At 38.6% G+C, this 15,045-nt stretch carries 11 protein-coding genes, 2 tRNA genes and 1 pseudogene; 6 read left to right on the forward strand and 8 right to left on the reverse strand.

All coding sequences use genetic code 11. From position 1 onward, the window contains the following. Positions 1-6: 6 nt before the first annotated feature. The 4 genes from aceF (at position 7) to ASU1_RS02900 (ending at position 3,866) form a co-directional block, all read left to right on the forward strand. Complete coding sequence (gene aceF / locus ASU1_RS02885; protein WP_014991369.1) at positions 7-1,899, forward strand: pyruvate dehydrogenase complex dihydrolipoyllysine-residue acetyltransferase; 1,893 nt, start codon at positions 7-9, stop codon at positions 1,897-1,899. 115 nt (positions 1,900-2,014) lie between these two features. After that, the gene (gene lpdA / locus ASU1_RS02890; RefSeq protein WP_014991370.1) at positions 2,015-3,439 is read left to right on the forward strand and encodes a dihydrolipoyl dehydrogenase; all 1,425 of its coding nucleotides are present in this window, start codon (positions 2,015-2,017) and stop codon (positions 3,437-3,439) included. A 260-nt stretch (positions 3,440-3,699) separates the two neighbouring features. Continuing rightward, a tRNA-Gly gene (locus tag ASU1_RS02895) sits at positions 3,700-3,775 on the forward strand. 17 nt (positions 3,776-3,792) lie between these two features. Beyond that, positions 3,793-3,866, forward strand: a tRNA-Cys gene (locus ASU1_RS02900). A 212-nt stretch (positions 3,867-4,078) separates the two neighbouring features. Here the strand turns inward: ASU1_RS02900 and ASU1_RS02905 are convergent. From ASU1_RS02905 to ASU1_RS02920, 4 genes are all read right to left on the reverse strand, one after another. Further along, the gene (locus tag ASU1_RS02905; RefSeq protein WP_014991371.1) at positions 4,079-4,444 is read right to left on the reverse strand and encodes a hypothetical protein; all 366 of its coding nucleotides are present in this window, start codon (positions 4,442-4,444) and stop codon (positions 4,079-4,081) included. Between the two features lie 125 nt (positions 4,445-4,569). Then, a complete protein-coding gene (locus tag ASU1_RS02910) occupies positions 4,570-4,869 on the reverse strand; it encodes a DUF4298 domain-containing protein (protein WP_014991372.1) in 300 nt (99 codons plus the stop codon). Between the two features lie 82 nt (positions 4,870-4,951). Then, on the reverse strand, positions 4,952-6,595 hold the full coding sequence (gene ushA / locus ASU1_RS02915; protein WP_014991373.1) for a bifunctional UDP-sugar hydrolase/5'-nucleotidase UshA: 1,644 nt from the start codon (positions 6,593-6,595) through the stop codon (positions 4,952-4,954). 81 nt (positions 6,596-6,676) lie between these two features. Beyond that, positions 6,677-7,039 carry a diacylglycerol kinase gene (locus ASU1_RS02920; RefSeq protein ID WP_014991374.1) on the reverse strand — a complete coding sequence of 121 codons (363 nt, stop codon included), beginning with the start codon at positions 7,037-7,039 and terminating at the stop codon, positions 6,677-6,679. 276 nt (positions 7,040-7,315) lie between these two features. On the opposite strand from ASU1_RS02920, the gene sstT reads away from it, so the two are divergent. Beyond that, the gene (sstT, locus tag ASU1_RS02925) at positions 7,316-8,527 is read left to right on the forward strand and encodes a serine/threonine transporter SstT (RefSeq protein ID WP_014991375.1); all 1,212 of its coding nucleotides are present in this window, start codon (positions 7,316-7,318) and stop codon (positions 8,525-8,527) included. Positions 8,528-8,666: 139 nt separating this feature from the next. Next, a pseudogene (locus ASU1_RS02930) lies at positions 8,667-10,961 on the forward strand (DNA internalization-related competence protein ComEC/Rec2). A 13-nt stretch (positions 10,962-10,974) separates the two neighbouring features. Here ASU1_RS02930 and queA read toward each other — a convergent pair. The 4 genes from queA to ASU1_RS02950 all read right to left on the reverse strand — a co-directional run bounded on the left by queA (position 10,975) and on the right by ASU1_RS02950 (position 15,007). Continuing rightward, positions 10,975-12,060: a tRNA preQ1(34) S-adenosylmethionine ribosyltransferase-isomerase QueA gene (queA, locus tag ASU1_RS02935; RefSeq protein ID WP_014991377.1), complete on the reverse strand. Its 1,086-nt coding sequence runs from the start codon at positions 12,058-12,060 to the stop codon at positions 10,975-10,977. A 45-nt stretch (positions 12,061-12,105) separates the two neighbouring features. Then, entirely contained in the window at positions 12,106-13,035 is a 930-nt protein-coding gene (locus ASU1_RS02940) for a gluconeogenesis factor YvcK family protein (RefSeq protein WP_014991378.1), read from the reverse strand. Positions 13,036-13,129: 94 nt separating this feature from the next. Next, entirely contained in the window at positions 13,130-14,194 is a 1,065-nt protein-coding gene (locus ASU1_RS02945; RefSeq protein WP_014991379.1) for an AI-2E family transporter, read from the reverse strand. 57 nt (positions 14,195-14,251) lie between these two features. Next, positions 14,252-15,007, reverse strand: a complete 756-nt coding sequence (locus tag ASU1_RS02950) for a class I SAM-dependent methyltransferase (RefSeq protein ID WP_005622811.1) — start codon at positions 15,005-15,007, stop codon at positions 14,252-14,254. Positions 15,008-15,045 lie beyond the last annotated feature (38 nt).

Raw genomic sequence — 15,045 nt, forward strand, 5'->3', positions numbered from 1 at the left:
ATCAAAATGTCAAAACAAATTAATGTGCCAGACATCGGTTCAGATGAAGTTTCTGTAACTGAAGTCATGGTAAAAGTAGGCGATACTATTACTGTAGATCAATCACTCATCAACGTAGAAGGTGACAAAGCTTCAATGGAAGTACCAGCGCCGGAAGCAGGTGTTGTTAAAGAAGTTTTAGTAAAAGTGGGCGATAAAGTAACAACTGGTTCACCAATGTTAGTATTAGAAGCGGCAGAAGCTGCGCCAGCACCAGCCGCAGAAGCGCCTGCACAAGCTGCGGCACCTGTAGCAGTGGCATCAGCAGTTGTTGAAGTGAATGTACCAGATATCGGCTCAGACGAAGTAAACGTAACCGAAATTATGGTTAAAGTTGGTGATTCAGTTGAAGTTGATCAATCTATCATCAATGTAGAAGGTGATAAAGCTTCTATGGAAGTTCCAGCACCTATCGCGGGCGTTGTAAAAGAAATTTTAATCAATGTAGGCGATAAAGTTTCAACCGGCAAATTAATTATGAAATTTGAAACTGCATCAGCAGCACCAGTTGCTGTAGAAGCGCCAGCACAAGCAGCTGCACCGGCAGCAACAGCTTCAGCAATTAAAGAAGTGAACGTACCTGATATCGGCGGTGATGAAGTAAACGTAACTGAAATCATGGTAAATGTTGGTGATACAGTATCTGAAGAGCAATCTTTAATTACTGTTGAAGGTGACAAAGCTTCAATGGAAGTTCCGGCACCATTTGCAGGTGTTGTGAAAGAAATTTTAGTGAAATCTGGTGATAAAGTGTCAACCGGTTCATTAATCATGAAATTTGAAGTTCAAGGTGCAGCACCGGCAGCAGCTCCTGCTCCTGCAGCACAAGCAGCTGCACCAGCGGCACAAGCAGCAACGCAATCAGCTCAAGGCGGTAACGTTTCTGGTTTAAGCCAAGATGCAGTAGTAGCGGCAGGTGCTTATGCACACGCGACACCGGTAATTCGTCGTTTAGCACGTGAATTCGGTGTGAACTTAGATAAAGTGAAAGGTTCAGGTCGTAAAGGTCGTATTGTTAAAGAAGATATCCAAGCATACGTTAAAACTGCAGTTAAAGCGTTTGAAACAGGTACTGTTGCAGCGGCAGCAGGTAACGGTGTTGCAAACGGTGCAGGTTTAGGCTTATTACCATGGCCGAAAGTAGACTTCAGCAAATTCGGTGAAGTTGAAGAAGTAGAATTAAGCCGTATCAATAAGATTTCTGGTGCGAACTTACACCGTAACTGGGTAATGATTCCTCACGTTACACACTTCGATCGTACAGATATCACAGAATTAGAAGCATTCCGTAAAGAACAGAACAAGATTGTTGAAAAACAAAAACTTGATGTGAAGATCACACCAGTTGTGTTCATTATGAAAGCGGTTGCGAAAGCATTAGAAGCATACCCACGTTTCAATAGCTCAATTTCTGAAGACGGTCAAAAATTAACAATTAAGAAATACATCAACATTGGTGTTGCGGTTGATACACCAAACGGCTTAGTTGTTCCAGTGTTCAAAAATGTGAACAAGAAAGGTATCATCGAACTTTCACGTGAGTTAATGGAAGTGTCTAAGAAAGCGCGTGACGGTAAACTTTCAGGTTCTGATATGCAAGGTGGTTGTTTCACTATTTCAAGCCTTGGCGGTATCGGTACAACTCACTTCACACCAATCGTGAACGCTCCAGAAGTTGCAATTTTAGGTGTATCTAAGTCTGAAATGGCACCGGTATGGAATGGTAAAGAGTTCGAGCCACGCTTAATGCTTCCACTTTCATTATCATTCGACCACCGTGTAATTGATGGTGCTGATGGTGCGAGATTCTTAAGCTACATCAATGGTGTATTAGCAGACATTCGTCGCTTAGTTATGTAATAGGTAAGCGGTTGAATTTGTAAAAAATTTTGCAAAGTTGACCGCTTGTATCGTAGGGACACACTGTGTGTGTCCAAGGACGCAACACTTGCGTCCCTACAATAAAGGAATAAATATGAGCAAAGAAATCAAAACGCAAGTCGTAGTGCTTGGTGCAGGTCCTGCCGGTTACTCAGCAGCATTCCGTTGTGCTGACTTAGGCTTAGAAACTGTAATTGTTGAGCGTTACTCAACTTTAGGTGGTGTGTGCTTAAACGTAGGTTGTATCCCGTCTAAAGCATTATTACACGTTGCGAAAGTTATTGAAGAAGCAAAACATGCAGAGAAAAATGGTATTACATTTGGTGAGCCGACAATTGATTTAGATAAAGTTCGTGCAGGTAAAGAAGCAGTTGTGTCTAAATTAACCGGTGGTTTAGCAGGTATGGCTAAAGCACGTAAAGTAACTGTGGTAGAAGGTTTAGCAGCATTTACTGATCCGAATACTTTAGTTGCTCGTGACCGTGACGGTAATCCAACAACAATTAAATTCGATAACGCAATTATTGCTGCGGGTTCTCGCCCAATTCAGCTTCCGTTTATCCCACACGAAGATCCTCGTATTTGGGATTCAACAGATGCGCTTAAACTAAAAGAAGTACCGAAAAAATTACTCGTAATGGGTGGTGGTATCATCGGTTTAGAAATGGGTACGGTGTATCACGCTTTAGGTGCAGAAGTTGAAGTGGTTGAAATGTTTGACCAAGTAATTCCTGCAGCAGATAAAGATGTTGTTGCGATCTACACCAAACAAATCGAGAAAAAATTCAAGCTAATGCTTGAAACTAAAGTAACTGCAGTTGAAGCGAAAGATGACGGTATCTATGTTTCAATGGAAGGTAAAGCGTGTAACGACACTAAACGTTATGATGCGGTATTAGTTGCTATCGGTCGTGTACCAAACGGTAAATTAATCGATGCAGGTAAAGCGGGTGTTAACGTTGATGATCGTGGTTTCATCGCAGTTGACAAACAAATGCGTACAAACGTACCACACATCTTTGCTATCGGTGATATCGTTGGTCAGCCAATGTTAGCTCACAAAGGTGTTCATGAAGGTCACGTAGCTGCAGAAGTTATTGCAGGTCAAAAACACTACTTCGATCCGAAAGTGATTCCATCAATCGCTTATACTGAACCAGAAGTTGCTTGGGTAGGTAAAACTGAAAAAGAATGTCGTCAAGAAGGCTTAAACTTTGAAGTGGCGAAGTTCCCATGGGCTGCATCAGGTCGTGCGATTGCTTCTGAGTGTTCAGAAGGTATGACTAAACTTATCTTCGATAAAGATACACACCGTTTACTCGGTGGTGCAATCGTAGGTAGCAACGGTGGTGAATTATTAGGTGAAATCGGCCTTGCAATCGAAATGGGTTGTGATGCGGAAGATATCGCTTTAACTATCCACGCTCACCCTACATTACACGAATCTGTAGGTTTAGCAGCAGAAGTGTTTGAAGGTTCTATCACAGACTTACCAAACGCAAAAGCGAAAAAACGCTAATAGGTTAATTTAACTTATTTATACAAGCGGTTGAAATTTGCAAAAAAATAGCGGATTTCAACCGCTTTTTTTCTATCTTGAAAGATCAGTTTAATAGTTTGATTTATGCTTATAAAATCAACGAATTAGCTATGCATTTATTAATTTTTCAGCGTTGTGATCTTTTTTTCAGCACTTGAAATAAAATAATTAAATTAGCATTTGACATAGGTCTGAAAATCCGTAAAATGCACCTCGTTCCTTACGAACAAAAACTTAAAGCGGGAATAGCTCAGTTGGTAGAGCACGACCTTGCCAAGGTCGGGGTCGCGAGTTCGAGCCTCGTTTCCCGCTCCATTAAATCTCTTCAACACGGCGTGTTAGCAAAGCGGTTATGCACTGGATTGCAAATCCATGTAGATCGGTTCGACTCCGGTACACGCCTCCACTATTCACTCATTTCAATATTTTATAATTTTCTCTGTGATTTGATTTACACACTTTTTTATTAATCAATTTACGTTTTAATGGCTTCTACGATATATAGATTATACCTAAATAATTTGGGTGAGGATCATTATTAGTCTTAAAGCTCTTATATAGATTGTACTTAGCTATAATAAAAATCCCACCTAGTAAAGGTGGGATTCGGAAAGATAACTATTCTAATGAATGGAAATATTTAGATATTTCTTCGTAAGAGTGTGTAACTGGAACATTAACCCCATTTTCTGTAAAGTAAACTAAAGTCTTTTCACCTGATTTTTCAATGTAAGAGAGATTCCAATCATTTATAGACACTCTTATGTTACTATCACTATTGCTACGTGATGTTGGGAAGAATTTGGGGAATTTTTCCGTGATATCAGGATAAGCACCTACAACGACGTGAGTAATACCACCTACACAATGCAGAAGGGTAAAATTATGTTCACTTAAGCTTTCTTCAATAAATAAAATGGCAGTTCTACTTACAGTAATTTTGTTACCAGAACGAGCTAATACTAAATCAACAAATCCGGACATAATGAATTTCTCCTTTTAGGTAAATTAAAATAATATGTATATGAGCCTATATACGGCAGTATGTTGAATTGGCTTGTTATTCAACATACTATTTGTCTCTTTTATCTTCATTATATTACTTAGCATTATTCAGTGATGACTATCTTAGAAAGCGTTTTATTTAACTTTTTAGCGAGTTCATATTGTTCTGTAACCGCATTCCAGATAGCATCTTGAGAAAGTACACTGTAATTTCCATGAGTTTCAAGGCGGATATTGTCTGCATTATCGTAGAGCTCTAGCCACAAGGAGCTATGATAAAACTGATTGAGTTGCTGCATGATCTGATAGGCTTCTTCCCACCGGCTGAGGCTTTTTTCTAATTCCGGTAAGAGTTTAACTAACTTACCGTAGTTATCTTGCATTTGTTGAATATTTTGCTGCATACCTAGATTAATTTCCTACTATAGAATGAATGTTATGAAAGTAAAAAAGCTAAGCATATTGCTTAGCTTTTTTGTTAGGTGTTTACTTAAAGATGATATCTTCTTTAGGATCAAATTTACTTGCGTCAATCACCTTATTTTCTTCAAAGTATTTTTTCAACATTTCTGCATCAATAAAGCCGGTATTTACGTAGCTAGGATGTTTTTTCATTACTGGGTAACCATCACCACCGGCAGTTAGATAATCTGGAATAGATACTTTATATGTTTTATTCGGGTCAAACGGTTTTCCTGCAATTTTAACATTTGAGATCGCTTTCGCTGCACGATCTACCGTCATAGAAATGCCAGCAAATTGAGGATATGCGCCTGTATCAACTTCTTTTAATGCAACAGTTGTTAAGAAATCTAATAACTCTTGGCCCTTAAGATCAATCGTAGAAATCATATTACCAAAAGGTTGAACTGTTAATAAAGTTTTATAAGTTACCTTACCTTCTTCAATAGAAGCACGTACACCTCCAGAGTTCACGATACCGATATCTGCTTTTACACGCTCTTTTTGTGATTGAGAAATTAAGCGTCCTAAGTTTGTTTGAACGAAGCGTACGTGTTCACGTTTACCGTCTAATAAGCCCTTCACTTCACCAACTTCGACGTTTAATAATTTATCACCTTCATCTTGATATTTTTTTAAGTGTTCAAATAGCGCTTGATCCGGTTTGATTTCAGCTTGGTAAAGTTGGTATTCCTTTTTTCCATCTTCTTTTTTGATAGTTTTTTTCAGGTTAATTGGAATAAGTTCATATTTAACCAATGTGGTTTTGCCGTTTTTAAATTCAAAATCAGCACGCCCTACATATTTGCCCCATTCTCCGGCTTGCATAATCCAAGTTCCATTTTGGAAATCAGGTTTACAGCTATCGCCTGGGGTATATTTCACTCTAAATTGACCTTTTTCGTCAAAACATACGGTATCATGAGTATGGCCTCCGATAATGATATCAAATGCACCTTTATCTAGAGTTCTTGCCATAGTTACATCACCAGGTGCATTGCTGCCATGTTTACCATCTAAGTACCATCCCATATGGGTTAACGCAATGCGTACATCCGGTTTTTCGATTTTATTAATTTCAGTTAACGTCTCTTTAGCTGTGCTAATTGGGTCTTTAAAGATAACATTTTCTGTTACATCGGGATTACCTAATTTACCTGTATCTTCTGTGGTTAACCCGACAACAGCAACTTTTAATCCTTGCTTGTCTAGCATTACATAAGGTTTAGTAAGTTCTTTTTGAGTGCGTTTATTGATTACATTTGCAGATATAAGTGGGAAATTAGCCCATTTCTCTTGCATACTTAGTACCTGAAGCGGGAAATCAAATTCATGGTTACCTAATACCATCGCTTCATAACCAATTGCATTTAAACCTTCGTAATCAGGACGAGCATTTTGCATATCGGATTCAGGTACGCCGGTATTAATATCACCGGCATTTAAGATAATGGTTGAGCCACCTTTTGCCTCTACTTCCTTTTTAATGTTATCAATCAAAGCTTTTTGAGCAGCAAGGCCATATTCGCCTTTGTCATTGTGCCAGAAATGGCCGTGGATATCATTTGTATGTAGGAGGGTAAATGTGTAGGTTTTGTCTGCTTGGTATGCCATTGCAGAAGTTGCTGAAAGTAGTGCAACAGAGAGAAGAGTTTTGTTAAATTTCATAAGAACCTCAAATTTAGATTGATATGCAAAAAAATGGGCATTAGATAGATAGGAGAACCTATAAATCTATTGCCCATATGATTAAAAAATAAGAATAAGTAGCCACGTTATCGCAAATAGAACCATTGCCATAAATACGGCTGCGGAACCGATGTCTTTCGCTCGTCCTGATAATTCATGGAAGTCAGAACCGATCCTATCTACGACAGCTTCAATTGCGCTATTTAATAATTCGGTAATCAGCACTAAAAACACAGTACTTAGCAGTAAAAGTTTTTCAATGATATCGTTGCCAAGTAGTAATGCAAGAGGGATTAAAATCGTTGCACACCAAATTTCTTGGCGAAATGCGGGTTCATTAATGTAGGCTGCTTTAAGCCCTTTCATTGAATAACCGGCAGCACGAATAACACGTTGAAAGTCTGCTTTATTTTCAGGTTTCATTTTATTTCTCAAAATAGTTTTATTAATAAAAAGTGCGTGCATTCTACCTGAAAGAAATCGGTTGCGAAAAGCATTTTTCTTGGTTCGAGCCTATCTATATTTGTTTGATATAGAGAAATAACAAATTTTAATCGCTAATATATAAAAATCTAATAAAAATGCATAAGTAACTATTCCCAAAAAGGGTAATTTCCGCTAATCTCAAACTTTCATATTTATCCAGGTGAATAAACGGCTAGCCGTTTATTCTGTTTTAGTCTTTAATAGCGAAATATTATGAGTAATTCATCTTTATCTTCAAAAATTTTCGGGGGCAACTTAGTCTTACGTATTGCCATCGGTTTAGTGCTTGGCTTGTGTTTAGCATCTGTTAATCCTGAGTGGGCAAAAAGCGTTGGCGTATTAGGTCAATTTTTTGTGAAATCACTTCGAGCAATTGCACCGATTCTTGTATTTGTATTAGTGCTTTCTGCAATTGCAAATAAAGAAGTAGGTTCAGACAGTAAATTAAAACCGATTCTAGTAATGTATATTTTAGGTACATTTGTTGCAGCATTGACAGCAGTGATATTTAGTTTCCTTTTCCCAACAACATTAGAACTTGTTTCAAATCCAGATAATTTAAATCCTCCGCAAGGTATTGGGGAAATTATCAAAACAGTTGTGTTCAATTTAGTTGATAACCCGTTACAAGCATTAGCAAATGCTAACTTTATCGGCATTTTAGCTTGGGCGATTGGCTTAGGTATTGCGTTACGTCATGCGGCACCAAGTACAAAAACATTTTTAAACGATTTTGCGGAAGCAGTATCTTATGTTGTTAAAGTTGTAATCGCTTTTGCACCTATCGGTGTATTTGGTTTAGTTGCTGAAACAATAGCAACGAATGGTATTGATGCATTTGCCGGCTATGCGCGTTTATTAGGCGTATTACTTGGTTCAATGGCATTTGTGGCATTTGTGCTAAATCCATTAATTGTATATTGGAAAATCCGCCGTAATCCGTATCCATTGACATTAATCTGTTTACGCGAAAGCGGAGTAACAGCTTTCTTTACTCGTAGCTCAGCGGCAAATATTCCAGTGAATATGAACCTTGCTAAACGTTTAGGTGTACGAGATGAAATCGCTTCTGTTGCAATTCCACTTGGTGCGAATATCAACATGGCGGGTGCTGCAATTACAGTAACTGTATTAACATTAGCTGCTGCTTATACCCAAGGGATTCATCCTGATTTTGCAACAGCGTTATTATTAAGTATTGTTGCTGCAATTTGTGCGTGTGGCGCATCAGGTGTTGCAGGTGGATCGTTATTACTTATCCCATTAGCATGTAGTTTATTTAATATTCCAAATGATATCGCCGCACAAGTAATCGGTGTTGGCTTTATCATCGGCGTGATTCAAGATTCAGCTGAGACCGCATTAAACTCATCAACAGACGTGCTATTTACTACAGCAGTAAGTATGGCAGAAGACAATAAATAATTTATATAGATATTCTATAAAATTTATTGTGGTTATTGGAATCTCCGAGATTAACTTTTGCGATCTGGATCGCAAACTTTAGCTTCACTTTTCACAAGCGGTCGAAAATTTAGCATACTTTGCAAAAAGGTAATTTGCTATGAATTTTGACCGCTTTGTTCTTGTCCTTTCGTTATTTTTTCTTCCATTACTTTTCTTACCCCAAGAATGGCTTACTTATGGCTGCTATGTGGCAGTTTTGATAATTATTATAGGAATATTCCGTAAACAAGCATTAACTATTTTATTAGGCGCTTTAATACTAGTAAGCTATTGGCAAATTATCAATATATCAGAAAGCGCAGATAAGTATGCAATACCTTCTCAGTAATTGTACCAATTTCAAGTTCAGAAAATTATTAAGCAAGATGAGTTTCAAACAGCATTAGCGAGGTTAGAAAATGGCGATCTGATTTATTTAAACTGGCAGTCGGATGAGCCGTTAGAATTAGAACAACATTATCAAGCGAATCTTAAGATACGACCTATTGCTGCTCGCTTAAATATTGGAAATTTTGATCGGCAGCGTTGGTTCTTCGCACATCATTTAAAGGGGAGTGCAACAGTCAAAAAAGCGAATAAGCTGGTCTCACAATACGTGAGATCTTTGCGTGTTCAATGGCTGGAATATGTCAGAAAACAATTAGAACCATTTCCATCTAGGGGACTATTACTGGCATTAGCTTTTGGTGAACGTGCTTGGCTAGCCAATTCAGATTGGCAACTATTTCAACAAACTTCTACCGCACATTTAATTGCTATTTCCGGCTTACATATTGGGCTAGCGATGGGGATTGGATTCTGGTTGGCAAAGTGTATTCAGTGGCTTTTTCTACGGATAGGAGTCTTATCTGCTGGAAGCATTTCTATCTTTTTCCCGAGATGTGTAGGGCTAGTTTTTGCTATTTTCTATAGTTATTTATCCGGTTTTGCGATTCCTACTTTACGGGCATTACTTGCGATTTCTCTTGTCTTATTATGTCAATGGCTACGCCGCTATTACACTGCTTGGCAATTATGGTGGCGTATTGTTGCATTATTACTTGTGCTTGATCCTCTCACAATTCTATCGGATAGTTTTTGGTTATCGGTTTTAGCCGTACTAAGTTTAATCATTTGGTATCAGTATTTTCCGCTCACCAAGCTTTTCCCCTTTTGCAAAAAATGGCAGAAATTTAACCGCTTGTGGCTGTCACTAGTACATTTGCAATTAGGGATTTTTCTCGTATTTTCTCCAGTACAATTTTTCTTTTTTGAGGGGATTTCACCTTGGGCATTTATCACTAATTTCATAATTGTACCGTTATACAGTTTGTTGTTAGTTCCGCTAGTTATCTTTTCATTACTAACTAACAATATATTGAATAGCTGGGCGTGGGCGGATTGGCTAGCACAGGGGAGTTTGAAAATACTTTCTTTGCTTTCCGCCGATTGGATAACGTTAAGCCAAAGCGAGCAACATTATTTGTTCGCTTTGAATGCGTTGTGTCTATTGTTACTGTACCTCTTACAAGAAAAATTATTTATAAGATATTGGAAACTGTTGGGATTATTTGTCTTAAGCAGCAGTTTTGCGATTTTCTTCATCAAGTTTCCGGTTTCACCGGAGTGGGTGACATTTGATGTCGGACAAGGACTTGCACAGGCACTTGTTTATCAAGATAGCGGTAAAAAACGTGCCATTCTTTACGATACAGGTGCAAGCTGGAAAGATAAATCGGGGCGAATAGGTTCGATGGCCCAATTAGAAATTTTGCCTTATTTGAAGCGTAATGGAATTCAAGTAGAAGCCGTTTTTTTAAGCCATGACGATAATGATCACTCCGGTGGAGCGGAAGATATTCTTGCTGAATATCCCCACGCACGTCTAATTTCGGCAAGTACTCGCCGTTATGCCAAGCATGATCCTGAAGCCTGTATTGCCGGTCAAACGTGGCAATTTGGACAATTTGAATTAAAAGCCATTTATCCGATATCAAGAGTAAAACGCGCGAAGAATGAAGATTCTTGCATTATTTTGGTAAAAATAGACCGCTTCTCCTTGCTGTTTACCGGTGACACTACCTCAGCAAAAGAAGGTTCATTCGCTCATAAAATCGGGCAAGTTGATTTCTTACAGATTTCTCATCATGGTAGTAAAACGAGTTCCAGCTATACTCTATTAGCTCAGACAAAACCGCAAATTGCTATTATTTCTGCAGGACGATGGAATCCTTGGAAAATGCCTCATCAACAAGTATTAACACGCTTATCACAACAAAATATTAAAACCTTTAGCACTGCAAGGGTAGGGATGGTAAAAGTGAGTTTTGAGAAGGGGAGTTGGAAGATAGAGACGGCGAGAAATAACAGAAGCCCATGGTATCGAGAGACTTATGGGCTTCCAAATCAATAATTGCCTTTCTTAATTAAGGAACATCATGTAAGGCATTCGGATTTTTTGAAATAAACATTGCATCACCATAACTAAAGAAACGATATTTCGCTTCTACTGCATGTTTATAAGCATTCATTGTGTTGCGGTAACCGGCAAACGCAGAAACTAACATAATTAGCGTTGATTCAGGTAAATGGAAGTTTGTGACTAACGCATCGACAATACGGAATGTTTTGCCCGGATACAGGAAAATACTGGTATCTGAGAAAAACGGCGCAATCAATTTACCTTCTTGTTCGGCAGCTTGAGCGGCACTTTCGATCGAACGAACAGAAGTAGTGCCAACCGCAATAACACGTTTGCCGGCTGCTTTAGTTGCTAAAATTTGATCAACAACGTCTTGGCTTACTTCAGCATATTCAGCGTGCATTTTATGATCCAAAATATTATCTACGCGTACCGGTTGGAATGTGCCTGCGCCAACATGTAATGTTACAAAGGCGATATTAACTCCCTTTGCTTTGAGCTTTTCAAGCGTTGGTGTGTCAAAATGCAAACCGGCAGTCGGTGCAGCCACAGCACCTAGAACTTTACTATAAACGGTTTGATAGCGTTCTTGGTCAGCATCTTCGTCAGGACGATCAATATACGGCGGTAATGGCATATGACCGGCTTGTTGAAGTAAATCAAACAGAGGTTGTTCTTCGTTGAAATGTAATTCAAACAATGCCTCATGGCGTGCAGCCATAATTGCTTTAAAACCATTACCTTCGCCGAGTTTATCTTCACCAAGTACAAGTTCCGCACCTTCTTTCGGTGCTTTTGAAGCACGCACGTGAGCTAAACAGCGATGTTCATCTAAAACTCGCTCAACTAAAACTTCTAATTTCCCGCCACTGGCTTTACGTCCGTACAAACGTGCAGGAATAACACGCGTATTATTGAAAATCAGCAAATCTCCTGCTTCAATTTGCGTCAATAAGTCGGAGAATTGTTTGTCGGCAAATTCACCGGTTTCACCGGTTAACTGTAATAAGCGGCTAGCGGTACGTTCCGCAGTAGGATAACGAGCGATAAGCTCGTCAGGTAAGTCAAAATGGAAATCAGAAACTAACATGGAAAACCTCTATAAAAACAGACTGCCCCTTAAAAGGGGCAGATATTATGTATTTAGTAATTCTACTATATCATTGATGGCTTTGCTGAGCTTATTTCGATCATGGCGATAAGCCACTTCGTCATCAGATAAAACTTGCTTTAACACTTTAATATTCGCCGATAGATTACTATAGGCGGTTGGAACAGTAATAATGCCATCAAGGCGATTTTTACCAATCCGAGTTTCCAACCATTCTACACGATCTGCTAATGAAAGAGAGCCGGCTGGCCCCGATTCTTGCTGAATATTATCAATAAAAATAACCTTTGCTTTACTATGCTGAATCGCATTCGATATTTCATCAATCAATAATGACGGCATAATGCTGGTTAAAAAACTGCCGGGACCAAGTACGATTAATTCCGCCTCTTTTATTGATTCAATCGCTTCCGGTGTCGCATTTACCCTCGGAATTAGCAATAAATTTCTCGGAATTTCTTCAAGTGCATCTACTGAAACTTCGCCAACAATCGTTACGCCCGATTTTAATTGTGCCGCTAAGTGTACCGGCGATTCCGACATTGGAATTAGTCCAGCACGAACATGCAATAAGTCCCGGACTAAATTAATTCCTTCAAGCGGTCGAATTTTCATATTTTCTAACGCTTTTAAAATTAAATTACCTAAGTTATGTCCTGCAAGTTCTCCCGCACCGCCGAAACGATATTCAAATAATGCAGAAGCGACAGTCGGCTTGATGATAATTTGCGTTAAACAGTTACGCAAGTCACCCCAAGCAATACCACCGTGCTGGGAACGAATACGACCGGTAGAACCGCCATCATCTGTGGTGGTGACAATTCCGGTAAGTCGTTTCCCAAGGAATGATAGTGATGATAATACTCGACCTAAACCGTGTCCGCCACCAATGGCAACCACCTGACTCATACTATTCAAATAAGGATGACGAGAAGATAGTTTTTGTTCAGGCATTTATTTTCCTTTTTATTATTGAACAGAGACTATAGTTGTGTTTACATTATGCCACCGAACGGAATATGTTTATTAATTTCTCGTGATGATAAATCTATACGCAATCTTCTTCATTTGAAGGTAACGCATTAACAACGGCTTTAACCAATGTTGCAAGAGGAATTGCAAAAAACACGCCCCAAAATCCCCACAAGCCGCCAAAAATTAACACCGCTACAATAATAGTTAATGGATGTAAATTTACAGCTTCGGAAAATAAAAATGGCACAACTAAATTTCCGTCTAGTAGTTGGCTGATCACGAAAGCGAGCAGCAAGTAATAGAATTCAGGTGACAATCCAAATTGAAATAAAGCAACTAAAGCAACCGGTATCGTAACTAATACTGCACCGATATAAGGCACTAACACTGATAATCCTACCGCTACGGAAAGTAGTAACGGATAACGTAAATCAAAGAATAAGAAGAGGGCATAAGTTGCAATACCAACAATCAAAATTTCTAAGAATTTACCACGGATATAATTTGCAATTTGTTGTTGCATTTCAAACCATACGTTTGCTGCTAAACGACGATTTTTCGGCAACATACGCACAAAAGAACGCACAAAAAGGTGTTTATCTTTTAACAAGAAAAACACCATTAACGGCACTAAAAATGCGTAAATACCTAATCCTACTAGACTGATAATAGAGTGGACAGACAAAGTTAATAAAGATTCCCCGAAACCTAAAATTTTTGTCTTTAAATTGCCCATTAAAGTGTCTAGCATGGCGTAATCAATTAATTCGGGATAATGTTCTGGTAATGCTTCCAGCCAAGCATTCAATAAGTTGAACATAGAGGGAAGATCCCGAATAAATGTGACCGCTTGGTTCCACAGGCTTGGCAACATCACCATAAATAGAAAGATAAGCAGCGAGATAAATCCACCTAATACAACCACCAAGCTCAGAAAGCGAGGGAATTTAAAATGGCGCATAAGAAAACGAATCGGCCATTCAAGTAGGTAAGCAAAAACAATCGCCACTAACAACGGCATAATCAGATCGCTGAAGAAATAAATGATGCCGAATCCAATCAATAAAATACCGAGTAACGCGACTGTTTGCGGATCATTAAATTTCTGTTTATACCAAGCTTGGAACATTTCAAGCATTCTATTTCCCTCTAATAAATTTGAAAAATCCTTCTACGTAATGTAGAAGGATTTACATTATTTTTGGCTACAAACAGCAATAAAGCCCAGTTTATTTTCCGGATCATTAAAGGTTTGGAACATTTTTTTGAACGTATCGCGATTTTCAGGTTTTAGTGCATTACCGACAATTTTCATTGCGCCTAAAACACCTTCATCATGAATTAAACCTTTCGGAGAAAGCAAAGTCATTTCGCCTGAATAAGCATCTACATTACGGAAGCCACATTCATGGAATAAGGTTTTCCAACCTTCTTTGGTTAATGGTGTTACCGTAAGATTAATCGCTTCTCTTAGTGACTGAATCACGGCATCCGCATCCTCGGTATTTAGCATGACGTCATGAGTTAACAAGAAACCACCCGGTTTTAATACACGAATATATTCACGAATTGCTTTTTCTTTTGCTTCAATAGGCAACATGGTCAACATTGCTTCATTGATCACAATATCAAATGAATTGTCTTCGAACGGCAATTTTGTCGCATTGGCACGCTGAACTTTTACAAGATCTTCAACTTCATGCTCTTTAATATTCGCACGTGCTTTATCAAGCGCTTCTTCATCTAAATCAATACCAGTGATATGACAACCATATTGTTTAGCGATTTGAATAGCAGTCGTACACATATTGCATGCGACTTCTAATACTTTTTTATCTTTGTTAAAATCACCATTCGCAATGAGCCAATCGGTCGCTAATTTACCACCCGGACGTAAGCGAGTTTTGCCAAGACGGGCTAAAAAATTATGTCCTACTTCTTCTTTTTTCATAGAAACCTCTCTGCATTTATCTGCAAAATTTTGAGAAA

The sequence above is a fragment of the Actinobacillus suis ATCC 33415 genome (assembly GCF_000739435.1).
GTDB classification, from domain to species: Bacteria; Pseudomonadota; Gammaproteobacteria; order Enterobacterales; family Pasteurellaceae; genus Actinobacillus; species Actinobacillus suis.

Coding starts and splice junctions, on each gene's coding strand:
- aceF (WP_014991369.1), top strand. CDS start 7: ATGTCAAAACAAATTAATGTGCCAGACATCGGTTCAGATGAAGTTTCT.
- lpdA (WP_014991370.1), top strand. CDS start 2,015: ATGAGCAAAGAAATCAAAACGCAAGTCGTAGTGCTTGGTGCAGGTCCT.
- ASU1_RS02905 (WP_014991371.1), bottom strand. CDS start 4,444: ATGTCCGGATTTGTTGATTTAGTATTAGCTCGTTCTGGTAACAAAATT.
- ASU1_RS02910 (WP_014991372.1), bottom strand. CDS start 4,869: ATGCAGCAAAATATTCAACAAATGCAAGATAACTACGGTAAGTTAGTT.
- ushA (WP_014991373.1), bottom strand. CDS start 6,595: ATGAAATTTAACAAAACTCTTCTCTCTGTTGCACTACTTTCAGCAACT.
- ASU1_RS02920 (WP_014991374.1), bottom strand. CDS start 7,039: ATGAAACCTGAAAATAAAGCAGACTTTCAACGTGTTATTCGTGCTGCC.
- sstT (WP_014991375.1), top strand. CDS start 7,316: ATGAGTAATTCATCTTTATCTTCAAAAATTTTCGGGGGCAACTTAGTC.
- queA (WP_014991377.1), bottom strand. CDS start 12,060: ATGTTAGTTTCTGATTTCCATTTTGACTTACCTGACGAGCTTATCGCT.
- ASU1_RS02940 (WP_014991378.1), bottom strand. CDS start 13,035: ATGCCTGAACAAAAACTATCTTCTCGTCATCCTTATTTGAATAGTATG.
- ASU1_RS02945 (WP_014991379.1), bottom strand. CDS start 14,194: ATGCTTGAAATGTTCCAAGCTTGGTATAAACAGAAATTTAATGATCCG.
- ASU1_RS02950 (WP_005622811.1), bottom strand. CDS start 15,007: ATGAAAAAAGAAGAAGTAGGACATAATTTTTTAGCCCGTCTTGGCAAA.